Below are 20,086 nucleotides of genomic sequence, written 5' to 3'. Positions count from 1 at the left end.
AGGATGGAGAAAAAAACAAATTATTCAATTCAGACGTTACTAGAGAGCCGTTCCTTTTTATATGTCTTATTACTCATCGTTACGATCTGTTTTGTGAGTACCTACACTAAGATTTACGATGTAAAACTGGATATGAACGGAGATAATATCCATTATTATGCTTTGGGAAAAGCGCTGGCAGAAGGCAAAGGATTTACCAATACCATTTCTTTTTCCGAAACTCCACATACTCATTTCCCACCGGGATATCCGGTTTTTGTCGCCGGAGTGATGAAATTCTTTCCGGATAATATCAATGCCGTAAAGATAGCAAACGGAATCTTGCTCTATGCCGCTATCTTGCTGCTTTTCTTTTTATTGAAAAAAATATCGGGAAGTATCATCGTTGCTTTCCTGACTTGTGTATTTTGTTCTATTCATGCAGAGATATTGCGGTATGCCACGATCATGATGAGTGAAATGCTTTTCCTGTTTTGTAGCGTGGCAGCAATCTTCCTGATGCTAAGCATAAAACCGGAACAACTTTTTACCAAAAAAGGGGTACGGGATACGATCTTACTCGTTCTTCTTCTGTTCCTGGTCAACTATATCTATTTTGTCCGGACTATGGGCACTTCGCTCATTCTGGCAATTATCATTTATAGCGGTATACTCTTTCTCAAACCGTGTTATGCCCTGTACAAAAATAGAAAAGCCCTGGAAGAATCCCCGTCCCGGAAAACTTCTTTCCAACAGCTACTGAGATACGGATTATTGTTCGTATTACTCGCCGGTTCGTTCTGGGGTACGAAAACGGCCTGGGACATACGGAACAAAAACGTCGGCAAAACAAGCAACGATTACATCAGTGACTTTATGAAAAAACCGAATGGACAAACGATGGCCAATTGGGACGACTGGAAAAACCGGATTACCGATAATTTCGGATCCTATCTGAACAAATGGCTGCCCAACGCCATTTTGAATACCCCCTATAATCTGAATGCCAAATCTTCCGGGGGAGAAATTTTCCGGGGGATGCTGATCGCATTTCTGATCATTTTCGGTCTCATCAAATTGCCCAAAGGCGGATTGCTCCTGTTTCTCTATTTGGGTGCAACCATGGCAGTCCTGCTCGTGTGGCCGGAACAATACGGCGGTCTTCGCTATTTCATCGCCGCTATTCCTTTTTTCATCTTCCTGTTTTTCTACGGTATAAATGCGGTGATTCTTTATCCGGGTAAACGCCGGAGAAAAAATATTCCGGTATTCTTACCGGCTGCCTGCATGATTATCTTTGCCCTGATTTTCATGTTTCCTGCCTATTCCCAGGCTTTGGTCGAAAAAAAGCAGCTGGCGAAATACAAAACCTGGAGTCCTGAAATTGCCGGAAATGCTTTTGCAGAATTTACGGCTGCCATGCAATGGTGCGGGAAAAATCTTCCCGATAGCGCACGGGTGATTTGCCGGAAACCGGAAATATTCTTTATGTACTCGGGAGGGAAAAAATGCGGTAGTTTTTCCCAATACGGAAAACCGGAAGATATCCTGCAACAGCTGATCGGTCAAAAAGCCACCCATGTCATCATCGACCATTGGTTTCGGCATGCCTACTATACGTTGTATCCGCTGATCTCGACACATTATCCGGAAAAATTCAAATTCGTCGGTAAGTTTGAAAGCCGGGGAGCCCAACAGGAACCCCCGACCCTCATTTTCGAATTTCATCCCGACTGGACTAAGCCTGAGACAAATGCACAATAATTTTATCTGATTATAAAAGAGAACTGTATCAATTTCCATTCAAAAATGATATATTTGCACTTTGTTTTTATAAAAGTGCACAACAAGGTGTGTCATTTACTATTGCAAATATAAAAATCACCTATAATGAACGAGAAATTTCCTGAATACAAAGGCCTGGATCTTTCTGAGGTAAACAAAGAGATATTAAAAACCTGGGAAGAAAACAAGACTTTCGAAATGAGTTTGAAGACACGGGAAGGTCACCCTTCATTCGTTTTCTATGAAGGTCCTCCTTCAGCGAACGGCATGCCCGGAATCCATCATGTGATGGCCAGAACCATTAAGGATGTCATTTGCCGTTATAAAACTCTGCAAGGATTTTTAGTAGAACGTAAAGCAGGCTGGGATACGCATGGTCTCCCTGTAGAACTCGGTGTAGAAAAAAAATTAGGAATCACCAAAGAGGCTATCGGTAAAACGATCAGCGTCGTGGAATATAACAAAGAATGTCGTGCAGATGTCATGAAATTCACTAAAGAATGGGAAGATCTGACAAAGCAAATGGGATATTGGGTAGACATGAAAAATCCCTATATCACTTATGACAACCGATATATCGAAACGTTATGGTATCTATTGAAGAAATTGTATGAAAAAGGATTTCTTTATAAAGGTTATACCATACAGCCTTATTCTCCGGCTGCGGGTACCGGTCTGAGTACACACGAACTGAACCAACCGGGATGTTACCGGGATGTAAAGGATACGACTTGTGTCGCCCAATTCAAGGTAATCCGGGACGAAAAATCCGAAAAGCTGTTTGCTGACAGCGAACCGGTATATATTCTGGCGTGGACAACTACACCCTGGACTTTGCCTTCCAATACCGCCCTGGCTGTAGGACCCAATATCACTTATTATGTCGTAAAGACTTATAATCCTTATACCTATCTTCCGGTGACCGTCATTTTGGCCAAAGACCGGTTCAGTGCCTATTTCAATCCCAAAGCCGAAAGTTTGGCCCTGGAAGATTATCAGGCAGGAGACAAATTGATTCCCTATCGGAAAGTCGGGGAATTCAAAGGTCCGGAACTCGAAGGTATCCGTTATGAACAGCTGATGCCCTGGATGCGTCCCGAAGGAGATGCGTTCCGGGTAATCCTCGGGGATTATGTGAGTACAGAAGACGGAACCGGCATCGTACATATCGCTCCGACTTTCGGTGCCGACGACGACCGGGTTGCCAAACAAGCCGGAATCGCTCCGATGTTATTGGTCGACAAAGACGGTAATAAACAACCGATGGTCGATAAACGCGGACGTCTTTTCGTTTTGGAAGAAATCGATCCCGAATTTGTAAAGAGCCATGTCAATACCGAACTTTACAGTGAATATGCCGGCCGGTTTGTCAAAAACGCTTATGACCCTCAACTGACTGAAGAAGATGCCACCCTCGACATCGACCTGTCCGTCATGCTGAAAAAAGAAAATAAAGCATTCAAGGTCGAGAAACACGAACACAATTATCCGCATTGCTGGCGTACCGATAAACCGGTATTGTACTATCCTTTGGATTCGTGGTTTATCAAAACTACCGCTGTACGTGAACGGATGATCGAGCTCAACAAGACTATCAACTGGAAACCGGCCAGTACGGGCGAAGGACGGTTTGGGAAGTGGCTGGAAAATCTGGTTGACTGGAACCTTTCGCGTTCACGTTACTGGGGCACTCCGCTCCCCATCTGGGTAAGTGAAGACGGCACAGAAAAAAAATGTATCGGTTCGGTAGCAGAACTAGTCGAAGAGATCGAAAAATCGATCCAGGCCGGCTTTATGCAGGAAAATCCTTATCAGGGATTTATTGCCGGTGATTATTCTAAAGAGAATTACGATAAAATAGATTTGCATCGTCCTTATGTCGACGACATCATTTTGGTGTCAGACAGCGGACAAAAAATGTACCGGGAAAAAGATCTGATCGACGTGTGGTTCGACTCAGGCGCTATGCCCTATGCTCAGCTTCATTATCCATTCGAACATCGCGAAGATATCGATCAGAAACTGCGCTTTCCGGCAGACTTTATCGCCGAAGGTGTCGATCAGACCCGGGGCTGGTTTTTCACCCTGCATGCCATCGCGACAATGGCTTTCGACTCGGTTGCCTTCAAGAACATCATTTCCAACGGGCTGGTATTAGATGCCAAGGGCAATAAAATGTCCAAACGGCTCGGGAATGCAGTAGATCCTTTTTCTACGATAGCCACTTATGGATCGGACCCATTGCGTTGGTATATGATTACTAACTCGCAGCCCTGGGATAACCTGAAGTTCGACATGGCAGGTATCGACGAGGTGAAACGTAAATTTTTCGGAACCCTCTACAATACCTACGGTTTCTTCGCTTTGTATGCCAATGTAGACCATTTCCGCTATGCAGAGGCAGAAGTCGCTATTGAAGAACGTCCCGAGATCGATCGTTGGATTCTGTCTTTACTGAATTCTCTGATCAAGGAAGTGACCGAAGCTTACGAAAAATACGAACCGACCAGGGCAGGCCGGGCTATTCAGGATTTCGTTATCGAAAATCTGTCCAACTGGTATGTACGTTTATCCCGGAAAAGATATTGGGGAGGTGAATACTCCCAGGATAAGATTTCCGCTTATCAGACGTTATATACTTGTCTGGAAACGATCGCTATTCTTTCGGCTCCGATCGCTCCGTTCTATATGGAAAAACTATTCGGTGACCTGAATAAAGTGACCGGACGGCACAGCGGAAGCGTACATTTAGCCGATTTCCCGAAAGCCGACGAAAAATTGATCGATAATGAACTCGAAGAGAGAATGGAACTTGCCCAACAAATCTCTTCTATGGTACTGGGCTTGAGGAGAAAAGTTCAACTTCGCGTGCGCCAACCGCTAAGCAAACTCATCATACCGATTCTGAACGATCATATGATCCGGCAACTGGACGCTGTGAAAAATATTATCCTCTCGGAAGTCAATGTTAAGGAAATCGAATACATCACCGATACGACAGGTGTTTTAGTCAAGAAAATCAAACCGAATTTCAAGACTTTGGGACCGAAATACGGTAAATATATGAAGCAAATTTCCACTTTGATCGCCGCAATGGAACAAAGTGATATTTTCGAGTTCGAGAAAAATGGCCGCTATCAACTGAATATCGGTACCGAATCGATCGATTTGAGCCTGGAAGATGTCGAAATATTGTCGGAAGATATCCCGGGTTGGTTAGTCGCCAACGAAGGACGCCTGACGGTAGCTTTAGATATCAACGTAACCAAAGAATTGAAAGAAGAAGGAATTGCCCGGGAATTGATCAACCGGATTCAGAATCTTCGGAAAGAAAGTAATTTTGATGTTACGGATAAAATCACGTTAGCTATCGGCCGGCACAAAGAGATAAACGAAGCTGTCGAAAATTTCTCGCAATACATTGCCAGTCAGGTATTAGCCGAGTATATCGAACTAACGGACGAGAAGGATGATAAAGCCAGGGATATCGAGATCGACGACATTCACACCTTTATCAAAATTGAAAGAATAAACTGAATGCCGAAACCGGCGAACAATCCCGCCGGTATTTCGTATGAAGAAACATCTGTAAAATTTTCAAATGTTGATGTTTTTTATTAATTTAGACAAAAACTTATAAGCTATGGCAGAGAAGACGAGATATTCGGATGAAGAGTTGCAGGAATTTAAGGAATTAATTCTGGAGAAACTCGATAAAGCAAGAAAAGATTATGACTTGCTGAAAGGTGTCATCTCGGGAAGTGACGGGAACGACATTGCGGACACTTGTCCTACATTCAAGGTACTGGAAGAAGGAGCCTCTGTTCTTTCTAAAGAAGAGGCCGGCCGTTTAGCTCAGAGACAGGCTAAGTTTATCGCCCATTTGGAAGCAGCCTTAATTCGGATCGAAAATAAAACGTATGGTATTTGCCGGGTAACAGGTAAGCTGATTTCGAAAGAAAGATTACGTGCTGTTCCTCATGCCACGTTAAGCATCGAGGCCAAAGAAGGGAAAGAGAACTGATCCAGTCCGGTCAGCGGATTTTCAGGTCTGATCAGCGGGCCCTTCGAACACTCTGATTGGCAAACGACTTCCGGTTCTGATCAATAAATATGAATCAGGGTGTTCCGGTTATGCCAATCAGCTTTGTTCCAGTCAGTCTTTGAAAAGAATCTGATTATTTTTTCTCTTTTATTTACCGTTTCGGATTTGCAATTTTAAACTCTTAGTTCTTAATTCTAAACTCCTGGTTTTCATTATGAGTGTGCGGAATAAACTGGTGATTTTCATTATAGTCTTACTTGTTCTGGATCAAGCTGTAAAAATCTGGATCAAAACCCATATGATAATTGGGGAAGAATTCAGTGTCTTCGGAAACTGGTTCAAAATTCTTTTTATTGAAAATAACGGGATGGCTTTCGGAATGGAACTGGGAGATGGGAAATTCGGAAAGGCTGTGTTGAGTTTATTCCGCCTTGTGGCTGTTGCCGGTATCGGTTGGTATATCTTAAAACTTATCCGTGAAAAAGCCCCTTTAGGCGTACTGTTTTCTTTTGCCTTGATTTTTTGCGGGGCTATCGGAAATATTTTTGACAGTCTTTTCTACGGTATGATCTTTAACGACAGTCACTATCAGATTGCCAGCCTATTCCCTGAAGGCGGTGGTTACTCTTCTTTCCTGCACGGACGGGTTGTCGATATGTTATATTTTCCTTTAATAGAAGGTACGATCCCCGGTTGGGTACCCGTTTGGGGCGGTGAAGATTTTCTTTTCTTCCGTCCGGTATTCAACCTGGCCGATTCATATATCACGATCGGTGTGTTGATGTTAATCCTTTTTTACCGGAAATTTTTCGCTACGAAAAAATAATTTATTTTAAATCATTTTTCAAAGCACACTGAATCTTTGACTTGCCGTACTGTCATGCCGGCGAACTTTATAATGTTTTGCCAGAAAACAGAATAGCAAAAATCGAAAAATGACACCGCTATGGGACAAGAAAAAACGAATAGTACTGTCCGTATAGATATGCTTCACGGCGGAATCTTCCGCAAATTACTGCTATTTGCCTTGCCTCTGATCGCCAGCGGTATCCTGCAACAATCGTTCAATTCAGTAGATGTTGCTGTTGTCGGACAATTTGCCAGCAGTCAGGCTTTGGCGGCCGTCGGTAGCAATGGATTGGTCATCAGTTTGATTATCAATCTTTTTATCGGCATATCGATAGGCGCTAATGTAGTCATCGCCCATTATATCGGACGGCAAGATGAGAAAGGCATTAAAAATGCTATCTCCACAACGGCTATCATTGCCGTAACAAGCGGCATTTTCCTGCTCATTACCGGTCTGCTGATAGCCAAACCCATTTTGGAAGCGTTAGACACACCGGAAGACGTCATCGACCTTGCCGTACTTTATCTTCGCATCTATTCCTTGGGAATGCCTTTCATGATGATATACAATTTCGGGGCGGCGATTCTCCGGAGCCTCGGCGATACCAAACGGCCGTTTTACAGTTTGGTGGTGGCCGGAGCCATTAATGTGGGACTGAATCTCCTTTTGGTCATCGAATTCGAAATGAGTGTGGCAGGTGTCGCCGTCGCGACCGTGATTTCCAACATCGTCAATGCCGGTATCATCGTTTTTTTCCTGACCCATGAAAAGGGCGTATTCCGCTTGGAACTGAAGCAATTGTCCATATCCAAGGCGGAATTGAAGAAAATATTACAAATCGGAGTTCCTGCCGGCATACAGGGAATGGTATTTTCCATTTCCAACGTCTTTGTACTGGCCACCATAAACTCGTTCGGTTCGGCAGCCGTAGCAGGCTCTTCAGCAGCCCTCAATTACGAATATTACTGTTACTTCGTAGTGAGTGCTTTTGCCCAAGCAACCGTAGCTTTCACCAGTCAAAATTACGGAGCCGGGCAAATTGAACGTTGCAAAACAATCTTCCGGCAAAGCATGCTGCTCGGACTTTTGGGATGTGCCGCATTAAATCTCCTGATTGTATGGCAAAAAGAATTTTTCATCCGTTTTTTTACCACTGAACCCGAAATCATCCGGTATGCCGCCATCCGCATGGAATATGTGTTACTTTTCCAATTCATAGCAAGCAGTTATGAAATCAGCGGTGCCGCCCTGCGAGGCATAGGTTATTCCATGACCCCAACCGTACTGACCATATTCGGCACCTGCCTGTTGCGCTTGGTATGGATTTTCACAGTTGTCCCCCTGTCGAAAAGTTATGAAACCTTACTGGCTGTCTATCCTATTTCCTGGGTGATTACCGGCATCTCTGTCTGTACGGCATACGCCATCATCCGTCGCAAGGCTTTTTCTCTGGCAGTCCTCCAGCAACAAAAATAATGGTACTATATTAGTAAAAAGTGTGTAAGATTATAAAAATTCTATTGATAGCTATCCCTCACTTGGCCTGCTGCGCCAAATAAGCCTCATACATATCCAGCATCCACGTGCCGTCACCGTCCGCATCGGCCTCTTTTTTACGTGCTTTACCCTCTTTGCCCTTAAACCAGTTTTTACTGAATTCCTTCAAACCGGGTTTCTTGTCTTTCAGCAGGACACTATTCACCAACATTGGAATATAGACAATTTCTCCCTCCTTGCCTTCATCGTGGAAACGAATTCCATGATAGGTAACTAAGCGTCGTTTCATTCCCTGCTGATTGGTTGTGACATCCCAGTCTTTCCACCAGTACACAGAAGCGTGCTCTCCCGTATTTTCCAGACATACAAGGCGGCGTATCGTACGGTAACGATCGGCAATGGAAGGTGACGCCAACTCACGCGATTCCCAGCGGATACCGTCAGGATTATTCTCTGTCTTTTCCGTATAATCGATACATACGACTTCATCCGCCGTATATTTCAATACTTCCTTATCATCCGGTGTCGCAGTCATTTTGAAGGAATAATTGCTCTTTTTGAAAGCGGAGGCTTCGGCATGCCAGCCCCTCTTCACATATCCTTCCACTTTTTCACCGGATGTCAAGGTCACCACCACACGGCGAAACTCCTGGTCTTTTACTTTCTGCGCATTCGCCTGCGGTATGTACACACACAAGGCCAGTACTACTAAAAAAAGATTTTTCATAATTGTATGTTTAAAGGTTAATGTCCGATATGATATTCCTGTAACATCAACACGGTTTTATCACGCCACGTATCCAAACTACGGATGCGTCTGCACAATTCCGCATCGTCAGCCACGTAACGGCAAAGCCGTTCCCGAAAAGCGTTTCCCGTCCGCGGCTTCATTTTTCCAGGAGAATAATAGAGGGTGTCACCCGATTTCCGCAGATAATAAATCACCCGCGAACGACTGAAGACCCCTCTCCGTTGCCAAACCTGGATTCCTCCGTTAGAAGCGATACCATAGCCCCGTCCGGAGTAAACGTAAGCCTCGATATGCGGCGTAGCAAAATACTGCCAACACCAACCGATACCCTCTGCCAGTATGAATTTCCGCCGGAATTCCGGTGTCCGGGGATGCCAACAGACAATTGAATCGATTTCCTCCGCCGGATAAACCTCTTTCTGTTTGTCCCTGGTGAAAATGCCCCGGAATGCTTTAACATCTTTGCCTTTTTTGGGAATACACACACGATGATCACCCGAAAATCCGACACTTTTTCCCTCCTTGAAATAAATAATACCCTCCACCGGAACGGCTGCCCGAACAGAGAAAACTCCCACGCTCCACACACAAATCAAAAACAATTTTATACTCATTTAATTTTTTTTGTGACAAAAATATGGTTAATAAAATAATTTAACTAACTAAATATCAAAATATTTTTTGGACTTCGTCCCTATCGGCTGTTCCGGCAGCCGTTAATAACACGCCTAAATATATTCTATTACGATAAAATGAAAGATGCTGTGATTTTAATTTTTTTTCGTAGGTTTGTAGCCGATTTCCAAAGGTTAATTTCGGTATGTAATGTACCTGCTATTTTGAAAGTATATGATTGAGAATTTAGTGATAGTGGAGTCTCCGGCAAAAGCCAAGACCATCGAGAAATTTTTAGGGAATGGTTATACCGTGAAGTCGAGTTTCGGACACATCCGCGATTTGGAAAAAAAAGATTTAGGAGTAGACATCGAACATAATTTTCAGCCTAAATATGAAATATCTTCCGACAAGAAAACAATCGTCAAAGAGCTGAAAACACTGGCCAAGGAAGCGAAGACCGTATGGCTGGCTTCCGATGAGGACCGTGAAGGAGAAGCCATTGCATGGCATTTATTCGAGGTGTTGAAATTAAAACCGGAGAACACCAAGCGAATAGTATTTCATGAGATTACCAAAGATGCGATTCTCCATGCGATTCAAAACCCAAGAAACATTGACAAAAATCTGGTGGATGCCCAACAGGCCCGGCGGGTATTGGACCGTTTGGTCGGATTCGAAATGTCGCCGGTGTTATGGAAAAAGGTAAAGCCTTCACTTTCTGCCGGCCGGGTGCAATCCGTTGCCGTAAAACTGATCGTTGAACGCGAACGCGAAATCAATGCTTTCAAAGAACAACAATATTACCGGGTTTGCGGAACTTTCGAAACCCAGCAACATGCTCAATTAAAAGCCGAAGTACAGACCCGTTTTACCGATAAAGAAACGACACTTACTTATCTGGAAGCCTGTAAAACAGCTATTTTCCATGTGGATAGTGTAGAGACCAAGCCGACGACCCGCAAGCCTGCTCCCCCGTTCACCACTTCCACATTACAACAGGAAGCTTCCAGAAAACTGGGTTTTTCGGTATCCCAGACCATGTCGGTAGCACAAAAGCTTTATGAACACGGGCTTATTACCTATATGCGTACCGACTCGGTCAATCTCTCCGATCTGGCCATCCGGACAGCCAAAGCTGTCATTTGCGAAACATTGGGAGAAAAATATTCCAAACCACGGAATTTCGCGACCAAGACCAAAGGAGCACAAGAAGCCCACGAAGCTATCCGGCCTACCTATATGAACAAAACAGCCATAGAAGGCGACCGGAACGAGCAACAATTATATGAACTGATTTATAAAAGGACTCTGGCTTCGCAAATGGCGGACGCCCAACTGGAAAGGACCAATATGATCATCGGTTTATCCAACCATTCCATCCCCTTTACGGCAACCGGTGAAGTGATTATTTTCGACGGTTTTCTGAAAGTATACATGGAATCACATGACGAAGAAACCGATGATGAACAGGCCGGTCTATTACCTGCTTTAGCTCCGGGAGACCAGTTACAACGTCAGCTCATTACAGCTATAGAACAATACACCCTTCATCCGCCGAGATACACCGAAGCCAGTCTGGTAAAGAAAATGGAAGCTTTGGGTATCGGACGTCCTTCTACCTATGCCCCGACGATCACAACCATACAAAACCGGGGCTACATCATCAAAGAATCCCGGGAAGGCGTCGAGCGTAATATCGAACAGATCGAACTGAAGGGCAACGATATTAAAATCAAACCCAACAAAAAGATATTCGGCGCAGAAAAGAAAAAACTTTTCCCTTCCGATATGGGTATGGTAGTTACTGATTTTCTATCGGAGCATTTCACCAATATCATGGACTATAACTTCACCGCTGAAGCGGAAGAAGCTCTCGACGATATTGCCGAAGGGTCTGTCGAATGGCAAAAGATGATCGGAGAATTCTATCATCCTTTCCATGAAACTGTCGAATCTACCCTCAAAAATTCGGAACGGAATAGCGGGCAAAGAATTCTAGGTACGGATCCGGTAAGCGGCGAGACAGTGAGTGTACGAATCGGCCGGTTCGGTCCGATGGCACAAATCGGGGAAGGAGAGCATGTACGTTATGCAGGCCTTTTAAAAGGACAGCTCATGGAAACCATCACCCTGGAAGAGGCCTTGGGTTTATTCAAATTTCCACGTAAAATCGGCCAGTACGAAGATAAAGACGTCAGTATCGGGATCGGCCGGTTCGGACCTTATATCAAACACAACAATGTGTTCGTATCTTTGAAAAAAGGAGAAGACGATCCGGGGACCATCACTCTCGAGACAGCCATTCAACGTATTGAAGAAAAAAGAGAAAGTGACCGGAATAAACTGATAAAAGTTTTCGATAATGGAGTGCAAATCCTGAACGGCCGCTTCGGACCTTACATTTCTTACAACAAAGCGAACTATAAAATCCCTAAAACATGTAAAGCAGACGAGCTTACATTAGAGAAATGTATGGAATTGATCGAGAAAGAAAGTAGCAAGAAAAAGACAGGCGGAAGCAGCAAAAAAACGCCTGTCCGAAAAGCCCAAACGACCACGAAAAAGAAAAATTAAACCATTTCCTTTATTAAAAGGATGTGTGTCAGGAAATAAACCTGAAATAAAGTGAGGAAAAGCGAGCCTGAAAATTTGCACAACAATGCACTTTTATCTATCTTCGTAGCCTCTAAAAATAATGTAAACCGTAAAAAACATTAAATTTTTAATATAAATGGCAACATTACAAACAATCAGAAATCGCGGCGGACTACTTGTTAGTATTGTGATCGGTCTGGCCTTGATAGCATTCATTGTAGGAGATGCATTAAATTCAGGTTCAAGAATTTTCAATAGCCAACGGAATCAGATTGGCGAGATCGCAGGAGAGGGAGTATCTATCATAGATTTCCAAAACCGCGTCAGTAAAAATGAAGAAATGATCAAAGCGATGAACAATGTATCTTCACTGAATGAAGAACAGCAGACCATGTTGCGGGAAAACACCTGGCAGCAAATGATCATGGAACAATTGATGCAAAGAGAATATGATGAAATCGGTATCGATGTCAGTGGTGATGAATTGTACGATGCATTACTCGGCGAAAATATGAGCCCGGCATTACGCCAGCTTTTTACAAATCCGAATACCGGCGAAATCGATTATGCCGGTGCCAGAGATTATGTAAAAAAAGTAATCTCCGCGCCCAATAATATTCCGCAGAAAGCGTATTGGCTGAACATGGAAAAAGAAGTTTCCGACAGCCGGAAAATGGCGAAATACAATGCAATTGTCGCCAAAGCGCTGTATATTACGGATGCCCAGGCACAAGAAGCAGCAGCCAACAGTGCTGATAAAGCCGACATCAGTTATATCGTCAAAAACTATTCTACAATTGAAGATTCTACGATCAACGTAAGCAACGGGGAGATCAAAGAATATTACAACAAACATCAGAAGAGCTTCGAACAACCGGAATCGCGGAAAATTGTTTACGTCAATTTCGATATCGAACCTTCCGGAGAAGATTTCTCCGAAACTGAAGGGGCGGTGAACGACCTGGTAAAAGAATTTGAAGAAAGTGCAGACCCACTGGAGTTTGTAAACCTCTCTTCCGATAAAAAAGCCGACCGAAACTATTTCAAACAAGATGAAATAGCAAACGATAGTATGGCTCAATTCCTATTTAATAATGAGAAAGCCGTATTCGGTCCTTATCTGGAAAATAACGCTTATAAAATCTCCAGAGTAGCTTCTGTCAAAATGTTGCCCGATTCTGTAAGAGCCCGCCACATTCTGATCGCTCCTCAAAATCAGGATTATGCACAAGCAAAAAATATAGCAGACAGCTTAGCCGGTCTGTTAAGAAAAGGAGCTGATTTCGAAGAATTGGCTAAAACCAATTCCGTAGACCAAAATTCAGCAGTCAACGGAGGCGATCTGGGTTGGTTTACGTCGAGAACGATGGTACAGCCTTTCAGCGATTCTGCCTTCTTCGCCAAGAAAAACGATATCAAGGTAGTCTTGACACAATATGGCGCACATGTGCTGCAGGTAACGGACATGGCTAAACCGGTGAAAAAAATCCAGATTGCAACGGTTGAAAAAGAAGTTTCTCCATCTGCTAAAACCACCAATCAGATTTACAACGATGCACGCACTTTTGCTATTGAAGTATCCAATCTCGACAACTTTAACAAAAAAGTCGAAGAAAGCGGTTTAACCAAACGTATCGCTACCATCGGCAAAAACGATAAAACAATCGCCGGTATGGAGAGTGCCCGTGAAATGATCCGCCAGGCTTATATGGCCGAAGAGGTGGACGAAGTTTTAAAAACAAACGATGGTTCGACCATCTTTGAAAACGGGAACAAATTCACCATCGCCGTACTGACAGAAATCGACGAAGAAGGTATCGCTCCGCTCAACAAGGTAGCCGGTAATATCAAACGGATCCTGATACAGAAGAAGAAAGCCGATTTGTTGAAAAAAGAACTGGCATCGGCTAAGAGCGGTAGTGAAAGTTTACTTTCCATTGCCCGGAAAGCCGGTTTGGAAGTCAAAGAAGCCAACGAAATTTCATTCAATTCTTTCCAAATTCCGGGAGCAGGAATCGAACCTAAAGTAATCGCTGCTTCCAGCATAACCGAACAAGGCAAGATTTCCGAACCGATCGCAGGAAATCAGGGGGTATATCTGATCCTGGTCAACAACCGGACAACCGAAGAGGTAACACCGGATATGGTCGCTCAAAGCAAACAAGCCTTACAACAAAGTAATATGTATCGTGCGAACTATCAGGCTATTCAAGCTATCTTGAAAAATGGCGAAATAGTTGACCAGAGATACAAATTCTATTGATAGAAAGCATAAATATGAAAAAAACAGGAGGAGTGAATACGACTCTTCCTGTTTTTTTCTCCTCCTCCCTTTCTCCCCATAGCGGCACGTACTTCACCGACAATCCTTCCGTCCTTATCAGACACCAATCGATAAAATATCAGGCAGGTAGGTGAAAATGTTTTTATTAATCTATTAAAGTTTACAAAGGACTCGAAAAGTTATCCGGCAGACAGGCGTTGGAAAATGCCTGTCTGCCGGACAATGCCCGTTATTCCTGCCGGAACGGTTATTTCGGCATGGCATTCACCCAATTAGGATTCTGCTGCGTACCGAAACCGGCATTGATCTCACCGGCAGGTATCGGAAATACAAAACTCCGGACATTGAAATTCTTATATTTTCCGTCTGCCACTTCGATCTTCTCACCTGTGCGGCGGGCATCGTACCAACGATGTCCTTCCTCGAACAACTCCCGTTGGCGTTCCTCTGCGATAAAGGCAAGAAGCGCCTCCTTCGTACCGGGAAGGTCATCCTCTGTCCGGATTGCCGGATTGCGTTTCGCCGTATTCAAGAGTTCCTTTCGGGCACCGGATACATCACCCGACTGTGCTGCCGCTTCTGCCATGATAAGGTACATCTCCGATACGCGGAACACCGGAATATTGTTCACCGCATCAGCTCCGGCAATACCGGGAAACTTCATAGGACGTCTCGGATTTTTTCCATCACCGACCAATTGTGCACGGATATCCCCTTTCGCAAACAGACCGACAGCCCGTTTCGTCAATGCGCCACCGTAACTTCCATACAACGTGTTCAGACTGTTTGCTGAAAGATTGTCATCCGAACTCTTGGCTATGGTAAAAATATCCTCGCCCGATATAGCGGTCGACTTCCACATGCCCACGTATGCCTCGTCTTCCACCGGAGCAGCATTCCGCAACTTCAACGCCTCGGCTGCAGCCTCTTTCGCTTTTCCGTATTTGCCCATGTACAGGTTCACCCTTGCCTCTAATGCCTTGACTGCTGCGCCATTAAAATATTTCTGCACATCCCTGCCCACCACATTCGGCGTCTTCACCGCTTTTTCAACATCACGCAAAATCCACTCGTACGTGGCTTTCACGGAACTGCGCGACACCTTGGCACGCAACTCTATCGGCTTCTCCTCCACGATAACCAGACCGCCATGTTCATCATTGTCCGTTCCGTAAGGAAGCCCAAAAATATTCACCAGTTGGAAAGCCGAAAATGCACGCAAGGCATAACACTGCGCCATCGCCTTATTGAGAGTCGCCACGTCCGCCTCTCCCAATCCGCCGGCAGCTAGCAACGCTTCTGTCCCGTTGATGCTACGGGTAGCCAGATCTATCACCTTGTAGCCGTATTGCCATACATCCCCCAAAACCCCTTCTGTTTCGGAAAACGTGTAAGTGTTGAGAGTCACGAAATGCCCTGATTTCGCATCTGCCACCGCCATATCGGCAGACATATCGCCAATCGCCACCGCATTGCGGCCCATGAAGCGGTAGCTGCCGAAAGCGTAATAAACTCCGTTGAGGGCATTCTCCACATCGGAAACGGTAGCATAGGCATTCTCTTGCGGGATATTCTGGTACAGGTCCTCGTTAAAATACGAATCACAACCTGCCGCCAACAGCCCCCCTGCCACAATCAAACTATATATTCTTTTCATAATACATTCGATTTAAATGTTTAACTTTAAAAACCAATATTCAGCCCAAACATCACATTGCGCGGCGTAGGGTAATTCCACCACTGAACGCCGTTGGGTGCTATACCGGACGGATCAAAACCGCGGAAATCCTTTGCCACGAACGTATGCAAGTTGTCGGAACTTACATAGATACGGACATTGTTCAGGTGGATACGTTGCACCAGATCCTTCGGCAAGGTATAGCCGAGGGTAATATTGCGGATTTTCAGATAATCGCCTTTCATCAGATAACGGGTAGAGGCGGAGTTTGCACCGGATTTGTCACCAAATACGAAACGTGGCACCAATGCCTCATCACCGGGCTTCTGCCAACGGTTTTCATACACATAGCGCGTCGTGTTCTGCACTCCGGCCGCACCGGTCTGCTCATCATAACGGAGGTTGTCACCGAATATCTTGCTGCCAAGCGAATAATTCAACTGGAAAGAAAAGTCAAAACCGTAAAGATTCAACGAAGAGGTTAAACCGCCCTGGAATTTTGGCGACGCCTTACCGACATATTCCTTGGTAGCCTTATTGTAATTGGTGGTCTTCTCGCGAGAGATCTCCTTTCCGTTTTTGTCCCGGTTCACAATCCACCACATCGGACTGCCCGTATCAGGATCGACCCCTGCCCATTCTTTCATCTTCCAGGTATAAATGTCACGTCCCGGTTCCACTATTGTAATACTCGACTCGATCGGCAAGTCGGTACTCAGTTTCTTAATTTCATTCTTATTCGCGCTTCCCACGAAAGTCAATGTCCAATCCACCTTATCGGTACGCACCGGCGTGACACCAACAGAAAATTCAAAACCCTTGTTCTCCAATTCCCCTACATTGGTGGGAATGGACGACATTCCGCTCGTTAACGACAGAGGAACATTGAACACCATATCTTTAGTCAGGTGACGGTAATAGTCAAACTCTACATTCACCCTACGCTCCCACAATGCGAGATCCACACCGACATTGAACTTGGCGGTCTGCTCCCATTTCAGGTCGGGATTGCCTGCTTGTTGACGGTAGCTTCCCGGCTGGCTGTTATAGTTATACCCGAATCCGTAAAGCCCGCGTGACGCATACCACGAACCGCCCACATCCTGGTTTCCGGAAGTACCGTAGCTTACCCGCAACGTCAGTTCGTCCAGCCAATTGCTTGCCAACTGCATAAAACTTTCTCCCGTCAGGCGATAGCGTGCACCCACGGAATAGAAAGTCGCCCAGCGGTTGTTGGAACCGAAACGGGAGGATCCGTCGGTACGGACGCTTGCCGACAAATAATATTTGTTGGCATAATCATACTGCCCGTTAAAGAAGAAGGACGCAAGAGCCACATTATCCAAAGAAGTGGACGCACTCGTAGGCTTTGCCGCCAACTCGATTTGGCTGAGATATTCCACCGGATAATTGCTTCCTGCCAGATAGGAGGAATTTTCGCGGGTATGCTGCGCTTCCTGCCCCACCATCATATTCACGTGGTGGTCATCGAACGCCTTGACCCAGCTAAGGGTATTTGTGATGCTAAGCAGCGTACGTGTAGTGGTTCCCTGTTCGCCCCTACCCCGCAAACCCTTGCCTTGTGGCTGCAGGAAAGACCAATAGCCGAATTCTTTTATCGAATATAAATCCAAGCCTCCCCGTGACGTAAACGACCAGGCAGGAGAAAAGCGGATAGTCACATAAGGCGAAAGAATGGCGCGGTAAGTCTTCGCTTCGCTACGGTCACCGTCCTTACTACGTTGGGCCACAGGATTATATTGAGTATTTTCAAAATTCCATTCCCCCAATTTGTTCCTGACAGCAATAAGCGGATTCATCTTACCGTAGGCCAACGTAATCGGATCGCTGAAATAACCTCCGCCCGAGCCCATGTTCATGATCGAATAAGAGAACGAACTGTTCAAACCGTACTTCACCACCTTGCCCGGCTCCTGTTCAAGATTGAAACGTCCGGAAAAACGTTCCAGGTCCTTGCCGATAATGATAGCCTCATTCTTAAAGTAGTTGAACGAAAGGAAGTACTTCGCAGCGTTTTCCGAAACGCCACCGGAAGAAATGTCTAGATTATAGTCCTGGATCTTGCCAACGCGGGTAACCTCGTCCATCCAGTCCGTATTGGCCCCCTCACCCGGCTTCAAACCGAACGTGTCATACAAATCAGCTAAAGCAGCATCTTTGTTCTCATAATCGTCCGGATAAGCAGCCAACAAGCCGTCTACCATCAGATTTTCATATTGCTCCTGGTTCAGCAGGCGGTAGCGGCTTGTATAATTGGGCATCATTTCCAAACCGAACTTAGCCGTCAGATTGACTTTCAATTTACCGCGCACACCTTGCTTCGTAGTGATGACAATCACACCGTTTGCCGCCCTGGCTCCATAAATGGAAGTCGCCGTGGCATCCTTCAGTACGGTTATACTCACGATGTCTGCGGAATTCAGTGTAGCCAACGGAGACACCGACGCACCTTCGCGCGAGCGTATACCCATAGTACTGCTCTCGATAGGTATACCATCAATCACATACAAAGGTTGCGTACCGGAATTATAGGAATTGCGCCCGCGGATAAAAATGGTCGATGGCGCACCCGGCTGTCCGGATGCCGTATTGAGCTGGACTCCGGAAACGGCACCCTCAAGTGCCTTTACAGGATTTGCATCGGTTTTTTTTGAAATATTGTCAGCTCCCAAAACCGCAGCCGAACCGGTAAACGACCCTTTGGTTGTCGTCCCGTAACCCGTCACAACCACTTCGTCAATACCGATCGATGCCAAACGCATGTTGACATTGACCACAGAACGGTTGTTTACCGGTATCTCCTGTGTCTGCATACCGATAAAGGTAAACACCAAAACAGCCTTTCCATCTATCCGAATGGAATATTTTCCCATCGCATCCGTAGCCGTTCCCAGGTGGGTACCCTTAATTACGACAGATACCCCGGGTAACGGCGAACCGTCGTCCGCATCGGTGACAACACCCGTAATGGTCTTCTCCTGTGCCATTCCCACCTGTACGATACCGACAAGCAAGACAAGCAGTAAATAAAGTTTGTTTCTCATAAATATAAGTTTTAATAAAATACTGCGATTCCCCTCCCCTGACAGAAGTAAAATCAATCTTTTCAAATAGAGACAATCGTCAAACTACTACTTATATCTGCTTGTTTTTCCTCCTAAAATCCAAGTCAACCAATTTAAACGTTCGATAAATTTGGAGAAGCGGAGAACGGAAAACGGAGAACGGAGAGTTGAAAAGATAGAATTAAAGTTTACTCTTTTTTCCAATAAAAACGAACGTTTTTATTGGTCAGATATTTTTGCTCCGTTTTTTCAGGAATTGCTCCGGTACAATATTAAAGAATATTTTTTATAATACAATAGTTATTTAAGAAAATTTTTAGACTTCCCTTGAAGCAGAAATACCAAATACCAGATATTTTATACACAAGTCCCAAACATACAATACATTAAAAACAATGTATAAAATTTAATAAATATAACATTTTGTCAGATGCAACGATACAAATAGCGATATTTTTCCTTATTCATTTCCGTAAATTTGGAAAACGGAGAATTGTATTTAGAGCCTTATGAAGAACTTATAGTCCGACACTCCATGCAATTGTGCTCTAAAACGCTTGAGTTTGGAATTGAGTGATTCCGCCGCTGCATTAGTAGAGCGATTGTCGAAGTAATTCAAGATGTGCTCCTCTCTATACATAATCAAATCTCTTGCAGACTTAAGCTCTCTTAGAGTGCACTCTGCAACCTTCTTGTACCAACAGTGAAGTTTATCGCTGGCCACCTCCTTCGTCACTTTAGAGCGGAACACGGACCGCAGTGAGTCCGTCAGGTCATAGGCCTCCTTGATTTTAGGGCACAGTTCAAATAGCAACGCGGCACGTTCCTTCTGTTTGTCGCTCCACTTGTCCCTACTCATTGAGAGCAGATGCTTGCTGCTTGTTATGAGTTCTACCTTTGTCTCGCCGTTTGACTACT

General features: G+C 44.8%; 13 protein-coding genes. 8 read left to right on the top strand and 5 right to left on the bottom strand.

The genetic code is table 11. The features are described from left to right. Nucleotides 1-3 precede the first annotated feature (3 nt). The 5 genes from AC5RDS_RS12905 to AC5RDS_RS12885 all read left to right on the top strand — a co-directional run bounded on the left by AC5RDS_RS12905 (nt 4) and on the right by AC5RDS_RS12885 (nt 8,135). Nucleotides 4-1,743 (top strand): hypothetical protein, encoded by a 1,740-nt coding sequence (locus AC5RDS_RS12905; protein WP_013612661.1) that lies wholly within the window; start codon nt 4-6, stop codon nt 1,741-1,743. Between the two features lie 126 nt (nt 1,744-1,869). Further along, a complete protein-coding gene (gene ileS / locus AC5RDS_RS12900; RefSeq protein WP_494222364.1) occupies nt 1,870-5,301 on the top strand; it encodes an isoleucine--tRNA ligase in 3,432 nt (1,143 codons plus the stop codon). A 106-nt stretch (nt 5,302-5,407) separates the two neighbouring features. Next, entirely contained in the window at nt 5,408-5,788 is a 381-nt protein-coding gene (locus AC5RDS_RS12895) for a TraR/DksA family transcriptional regulator (protein ID WP_013612663.1), read from the top strand. A 235-nt stretch (nt 5,789-6,023) separates the two neighbouring features. Next, nucleotides 6,024-6,635, top strand: a complete 612-nt coding sequence (locus AC5RDS_RS12890; RefSeq protein ID WP_494222363.1) for a lipoprotein signal peptidase — start codon at nt 6,024-6,026, stop codon at nt 6,633-6,635. Between the two features lie 120 nt (nt 6,636-6,755). After that, a complete protein-coding gene (locus AC5RDS_RS12885) occupies nt 6,756-8,135 on the top strand; it encodes an MATE family efflux transporter (RefSeq protein ID WP_118112578.1) in 1,380 nt (459 codons plus the stop codon). Nucleotides 8,136-8,193: 58 nt separating this feature from the next. Here AC5RDS_RS12885 and AC5RDS_RS12880 read toward each other — a convergent pair whose 3' ends face one another. Together AC5RDS_RS12880 and AC5RDS_RS12875 are read right to left on the bottom strand one after the other, a co-directional pair. Beyond that, nucleotides 8,194-8,883, bottom strand: a complete 690-nt coding sequence (locus AC5RDS_RS12880; RefSeq protein WP_013612665.1) for a hypothetical protein — start codon at nt 8,881-8,883, stop codon at nt 8,194-8,196. A gap of 17 nt (nt 8,884-8,900) precedes the next feature. Beyond that, entirely contained in the window at nt 8,901-9,521 is a 621-nt protein-coding gene (locus AC5RDS_RS12875) for a hypothetical protein (RefSeq protein WP_013612666.1), read from the bottom strand. A 235-nt stretch (nt 9,522-9,756) separates the two neighbouring features. Between AC5RDS_RS12875 and topA the strand changes: the two genes are divergently transcribed. The 3 genes from topA (at nt 9,757) to AC5RDS_RS12860 (ending at nt 14,538) form a co-directional block, all read left to right on the top strand. Continuing rightward, entirely contained in the window at nt 9,757-12,099 is a 2,343-nt protein-coding gene (topA, locus tag AC5RDS_RS12870; protein WP_046402617.1) for a type I DNA topoisomerase, read from the top strand. 157 nt (nt 12,100-12,256) lie between these two features. After that, entirely contained in the window at nt 12,257-14,383 is a 2,127-nt protein-coding gene (locus AC5RDS_RS12865; protein ID WP_118121723.1) for a peptidylprolyl isomerase, read from the top strand. A 14-nt stretch (nt 14,384-14,397) separates the two neighbouring features. Next, complete coding sequence (locus AC5RDS_RS12860; protein WP_157741849.1) at nt 14,398-14,538, top strand: hypothetical protein; 141 nt, start codon at nt 14,398-14,400, stop codon at nt 14,536-14,538. A 113-nt stretch (nt 14,539-14,651) separates the two neighbouring features. On the opposite strand, the gene AC5RDS_RS12855 is transcribed toward AC5RDS_RS12860, so the two are convergent. The 3 genes from AC5RDS_RS12855 to AC5RDS_RS12845 form a co-directional block, all read right to left on the bottom strand. Then, complete coding sequence (locus AC5RDS_RS12855; protein ID WP_118102914.1) at nt 14,652-16,061, bottom strand: RagB/SusD family nutrient uptake outer membrane protein; 1,410 nt, start codon at nt 16,059-16,061, stop codon at nt 14,652-14,654. A gap of 26 nt (nt 16,062-16,087) precedes the next feature. Next, the gene (locus AC5RDS_RS12850; RefSeq protein ID WP_494222362.1) at nt 16,088-19,147 is read right to left on the bottom strand and encodes a SusC/RagA family TonB-linked outer membrane protein; all 3,060 of its coding nucleotides are present in this window, start codon (nt 19,145-19,147) and stop codon (nt 16,088-16,090) included. A gap of 520 nt (nt 19,148-19,667) precedes the next feature. Continuing rightward, entirely contained in the window at nt 19,668-20,054 is a 387-nt protein-coding gene (locus tag AC5RDS_RS12845) for a transposase (protein ID WP_228026240.1), read from the bottom strand. Between the last annotated feature and the right edge of the window lie 32 nt (nt 20,055-20,086).

The sequence above is a fragment of the Odoribacter sp. genome, assembly GCF_985060555.1.
The sequence above is the reverse complement of the archived record's forward strand: the minus strand, read 5'-3'. Positions and strand labels throughout refer to the sequence as shown.

Excerpts from the sequence above, each read along its gene's own strand:
- AC5RDS_RS12905 (WP_013612661.1), top strand. The coding sequence starts at position 4 with ATGGAGAAAAAAACAAATTATTCAATTCAGACGTTACTAGAGAGCCGT.
- ileS (WP_494222364.1), top strand. The coding sequence starts at position 1,870 with ATGAACGAGAAATTTCCTGAATACAAAGGCCTGGATCTTTCTGAGGTA.
- AC5RDS_RS12895 (WP_013612663.1), top strand. The coding sequence starts at position 5,408 with ATGGCAGAGAAGACGAGATATTCGGATGAAGAGTTGCAGGAATTTAAG.
- AC5RDS_RS12890 (WP_494222363.1), top strand. The coding sequence starts at position 6,024 with ATGAGTGTGCGGAATAAACTGGTGATTTTCATTATAGTCTTACTTGTT.
- AC5RDS_RS12885 (WP_118112578.1), top strand. The coding sequence starts at position 6,756 with ATGGGACAAGAAAAAACGAATAGTACTGTCCGTATAGATATGCTTCAC.
- AC5RDS_RS12880 (WP_013612665.1), bottom strand. The coding sequence starts at position 8,883 with ATGAAAAATCTTTTTTTAGTAGTACTGGCCTTGTGTGTGTACATACCG.
- AC5RDS_RS12875 (WP_013612666.1), bottom strand. The coding sequence starts at position 9,521 with ATGAGTATAAAATTGTTTTTGATTTGTGTGTGGAGCGTGGGAGTTTTC.
- topA (WP_046402617.1), top strand. The coding sequence starts at position 9,757 with ATGATTGAGAATTTAGTGATAGTGGAGTCTCCGGCAAAAGCCAAGACC.
- AC5RDS_RS12865 (WP_118121723.1), top strand. The coding sequence starts at position 12,257 with ATGGCAACATTACAAACAATCAGAAATCGCGGCGGACTACTTGTTAGT.
- AC5RDS_RS12860 (WP_157741849.1), top strand. The coding sequence starts at position 14,398 with ATGAAAAAAACAGGAGGAGTGAATACGACTCTTCCTGTTTTTTTCTCC.
- AC5RDS_RS12855 (WP_118102914.1), bottom strand. The coding sequence starts at position 16,061 with ATGAAAAGAATATATAGTTTGATTGTGGCAGGGGGGCTGTTGGCGGCA.
- AC5RDS_RS12850 (WP_494222362.1), bottom strand. The coding sequence starts at position 19,147 with ATGAGAAACAAACTTTATTTACTGCTTGTCTTGCTTGTCGGTATCGTA.